General features: G+C 68.5%; 2 protein-coding genes. Both read right to left on the bottom strand.

Features of this window, described 5'->3' with window-relative positions; translation table 11 throughout:
• Positions 1 to 96: 96 nt before the first annotated feature.
• On the bottom strand, positions 97 to 888 hold the full coding sequence (gene istB / locus ALA01S_RS30680; protein WP_066343525.1) for an IS21-like element helper ATPase IstB: 792 nt from the start codon (positions 886 to 888) through the stop codon (positions 97 to 99).
• 92 nt (positions 889 to 980) lie between these two features.
• Positions 981 to 2,501 (bottom strand): IS21 family transposase, encoded by a 1,521-nt coding sequence (gene istA, locus ALA01S_RS30685; protein WP_066343523.1) that lies wholly within the window; start codon positions 2,499 to 2,501, stop codon positions 981 to 983.
• Positions 2,502 to 2,747: the final 246 nt, after the last annotated feature.

A 2,747-nucleotide genomic window follows, 5' to 3' on the forward strand; every position in this document is an offset into this window, starting at 1 on the left:
TGTCACGCGTCGGCGTAATCCGGCCATCCAGAGTCGGCATATACCGGCCAGCTTCGCCGGTGCCGAAGGACGTCTCGAACGAGACCGTTTCAGGGCTTATTTTGATGCGTTGACGGGCTTGTTTTGGGGTGCCTTCTTTGACGGCGGGGGCACCCGCGGATCACGGTACGAAGGCCCGATCAGCTCCAGGCAATACGCGTTGTGACGCAGCCGGTCGATCGTGGCCGAAGCCAGCAGCCGGTTGCAGGCGAAGGCCTGGTCCCATTCGTCGAAGTCGAGGTTGCTGGTGACGACGATGGGAGCCTGCTCGTAGCGCTCGGCGATGAGGTCGTGCAGGTCCTCGTCGGCGGGCGGGCGTAGTGGCTTCAGCCCGTAATCGTCAATGACCAGGAGTGGAACGCGCGCCAGCGCGGCGAGCTTGCGCTCGTAGCTGCCGGTGGCGCGGGCGGCGTTCAAGCTCTGCGTGAGCGCGGCGCAGGTGGTGAAGGCCACGTCCAGCCCCTGGCGCACTGCGCAGTGGCCCAGGGCCTGTGCCAGGTGCGACTTGCCGATACCGGCAGGTCCGACGATCAGGACGGGCGCCTTCTCGTTGAGGTACCGCCCGCTGGCGAGCTCGTGCACGAGCTGGCGGTTGAGCTGCGGGATGCGCTCGAAGTCGAACTGCTCCAGCGTCTTGGTGGTGCGGAACTGCGCGCGGCGCAGCCGCATCGAGAACTTCTTGCTCTCGCGCCGGGCGATCTCATCGCCCACGAGCATGGCCAAGAACTCGGTGTAGGCCAGCTTGCCTTCCAGGGCCTGGCGGTTACGCGCCTCCAAGGAGTCGAGGATGCCGGAGAGCCGCAGCTGCTTGAGTTGCGGAGCAAGCTCGGGGATGGGGTTGGGAAGCATGGTTTCTTCCTCGTCGGTGGGCAAGGCCGTGAACTTCAGGTGGCCCCGCGCGCACGGCCACGGCCTCGGGCGCCGTGTGCGCGAAGGCTTGATCAGTGCAGCGGTCCGATGTCGTCGAAGAGCTCGGCGGCCGAGCGCACGAAGCGCGCGCGGCCGTACGCCGCCGGCGTGGTGGCCTCGATCAGCGGCTGCAAGTCGGCGTTGCTGGCCAGGATCATCTTGACGGTGCGGTAGTACACGCTGCCGTGGGCCAGTGCCCGCGCGCAGGCGGCTTCGAGCCGTTGGGCCCCGTAGCGGCTGCCCAGTGCGAGGACACCCTGCGCGGCACGCAGCCGCTCGGCGATGCGGTCACTCAGCAGTTGCTCGACGAACTCGGTGCAGCGCGCGCCGACACGCCGTGCCTGCTGCAGGCACCAGCGCTTGTCGCGCGCGAAGAAGGCGCGGGCCTCGGGCGGCAGGTGGTCGTTGACGGTACGGCGCTCGCCCGGGCGCTGTGCGCGCACATGGGTGTACAGGTGCCGGTAGTCCTCGTACAGCGCCACGGTGGTGTCGGTGGCGCGCAGCCACAGCGTGTGACCCACCAGCGTGAACGGCACCGAGTACAGCGCGCGCTCGAACTGCACGTGGCAGTCGCGATGCACGACGACGCGGTGCCAGGTGCCCGAGTCCGGTGTCACCGCCGGCAGCGGCCGCAGCAGTGGCCGCTCCAGGGCGAAGAGCGCCAGAGGCTTTTGCCGTGTGGTGCCATGCACCCGCACACCGGCTTCTTCCATCACCCAGCGGCGTACTTGATCGTTCAAGTCGGCCAGGTCGCGGAACGAGCGCGTGGGCAGGAAGTTGGACTTCAGGTATTTGACTCCGTTTTCGACGACACCTTTTTTCTGCGGGTCCCGTGGAGGGCATGCGTCTATGCGGAAGCCCCAGCCCTCGGCGCACTCGCCATAGGCGCGCTGCACCAGGGGATCGTGGCGGCACGCGGTGACGATGGCGCATTTGGCGTTGTCCACCGTGATGCGCTCAGGCACCCCATGGAACCATTCGAAGGCCCGGCGATGGCAGCCCAGCCAGGTGGCCGAGCTCTGGTCCCACACGAACTCGACGTACTGGTGGCGGCTGCTGCACAGCGTCATCACGAACGCCCAGGTGCGCCGTAGCCGCCCGTCGGGGTGGCGCAGCATCGGTCCGGCGCCGAAGTCCACTTGCGCCGCCTCGCCCGGCGCGAACGACAGCCGCACCGTGACGTCGCGCGGCGCGTCCTTGCGCATGCGCTGCAGCATGCGCAGCACCGCCGAGTAGCTGCCCATGTAGCCGTGCTCACGGATGAGCGCGGCGTGAATGGCGCGGCCCTGCACGCCAGCGTCGAACCAGTGCTGGACCACTTCGCGCAGCGGCTCCACGGTGGAGACGGTGGACTTGGCGCGCCGTGGCGGGCCCAGCGCCGCGGCGATCGCCGCGTCGTCGGGCAGCTCGGCGCCGGCGTCAAGCCAGCCATGCCGCTGGGCCATCGCCCGCAGCGTGGTGAGCTTGTCGCGGCCCATAAGCCCTGTCCGGGCGATCTGGCGAACCGTGTCGCCCGCGCGCAGCCGCACAAGCACTTGTCGGTACTGGAACATCTCGATTCTCCTGCGTCCCACCTGGCGTACCTCCCACAAGCAAAAGCTCGGAAGGTAGCCATGGGGTCAGGTTCGAGACGCCCTGGGCGCCGGCCGTGGTGGCCGGTATATGCCGACGCTCGGCTGGCCGGATTACGCCGACTGCGCCGTGGCCGGTTTATGCCGGCTCCGCCGCTCAGCGACGCTGCCCGCAGCTGGCCGGATTACGCCGCCTCTGAAGTGGCCGGTATATGCCGCTCGCTGACA

It is taken from the genome of Azohydromonas lata NBRC 102462, assembly GCF_001571085.1.
Taxonomy (GTDB): domain Bacteria; phylum Pseudomonadota; class Gammaproteobacteria; order Burkholderiales; family Burkholderiaceae_C; genus Azohydromonas; species Azohydromonas lata.